Annotated in this window: 1 protein-coding gene; it reads right to left on the reverse strand. The window is 67.0% G+C overall.

The genetic code is table 11. The annotated features are described in order from the left end of the window. Nucleotides 1-13: 13 nt before the first annotated feature. Nucleotides 14-1,357 (reverse strand): IS4 family transposase, encoded by a 1,344-nt coding sequence (locus tag NE236_RS43145; RefSeq protein ID WP_252848125.1) that lies wholly within the window; start codon nucleotides 1,355-1,357, stop codon nucleotides 14-16. Between the last annotated feature and the right edge of the window lie 158 nt (nucleotides 1,358-1,515).

A 1,515-nucleotide genomic window follows, 5' to 3' on the forward strand; every position in this document is an offset into this window, starting at 1 on the left:
CAATGCCGTTCGGTTAGGGGTCTGGGTGGTTGGGCAAGCCGGTGACCGCGATCTGGATGGTCGTCTTGTGGGTGCGGTGGTCGAGGTCGCGGCCTACGGCGCGGTACTTGGAGTTGATGGCTCGTTTCTTCACGCGTGGCCGGGTCCGATCGCGGCGGGCTGGCAGGAGCGCGTTGAGTACGGCGATCCCGATGCGGCCGACGAGGTCGATGTGGGTGTCGTTGATGATGGAGGTTGCCTTGATGATCTGGTCGCGGGCAGCGTTGAGCGCGATGGTGAACGAGGTCCGGTCGGGGTCGATGTCGGGCCGGTGCAAGACCGCGTCCGTCATCGCTGTCCGTAGTACCTGGTAGGTGATCAGAAGTGCCCAGGTTTCCTGGGCGACCGCAGCGGGGTGCCGGCCGCGGAGGACCCGGCCGCTGAGGAGGGTGGACTTCAGTTCGCAGTAGCTCGTTTCGATCTCCCAGCGCTCGTGGTAGAGCCTGACCAGCGCGATCGCTGGTGCCTCGTCGGGGTCGAGCAGGCTGGTGACGAGCCGGTAGCCGGCGTTGGTGACGGCGCCCTCAGCGGTGGTGACGGTGATGGCGGCCTCGACCACACGGACGGTGACCTCGCCTATGCGGGACAAAAACGTTTGGTCAGGCAACCGACGCAGGGCGGGGAGCTTGAGCGCGGTGGAGTGGGTCTTGGCGCGGATCAAGAAGTCCGCGCCGACGTCGGCGACCGTGGTGACGAACCCGGTGGCCGAGAAGTTCCGATCACCGAGCAGCAGCATCCCTGGCCGCAGCGCACCGGCCTTGAGCAAGTCTTGGGCGTAGGTCAGCTCGCCGGTCAGATCGCTCCCGAAGACCGCGTCCAAGAGCGTGCGGGTCCCGCAGGCAACCAGCCCGACCAGACGCAGCATCGGGTATCCGGCCGGCCCGTTGGGCCCGGCCGTGGCCTTGGGGAAGACCCGCAGGTTCGCAGGGGTGTCGGGGAGCGGGATCTGGGTGCCGTCGATCGCGACGACCAGCCTGCCCGCGAATCGCGTGACTTGGCTTGCGGTCACGGCTGCTGGTCCTTTAAGCAGGTCAAACAGTGCTTTGAGCGGTGCCGGCCCGACCCGTCTCATCGCCGCGGTGATCGAGGAACCCGCCGGGACGGGCAGGCTCGCCGGCAGCGAGGCAGTCAGCCTGGCCCACACCTGCGCCCAGCCCATCGAGGTGAACAACGCCCCCGCAAGCAGCAGATAGACCACCACCCGCGACGGTAGCCGCCGCACCCGGCGTTGCAGACCACCGGCCTCGGCAAGGGCCTCGTCAACGAGATCGAACGGAACGACCTGGGTCAACTCGCCCAGGTGCCCCACGGCGAACACGCCGGGAGCACGACAGATGACAGAATCGGACACGGCAGCCCTTGTGAAGGAACACGAGTCTTGGCGGACCCGGGAACCCCTACAAGGGCTGCACCCATATCACCAGCCGAAACGCCGACGCTTGCGCCGAAGGTCAGACTCCTAACCGAACGGCATTG

It is taken from the genome of Actinoallomurus purpureus (genome assembly GCF_024055795.1).
GTDB lineage: Bacteria > Actinomycetota > Actinomycetes > Streptosporangiales > Streptosporangiaceae > Actinoallomurus > Actinoallomurus purpureus.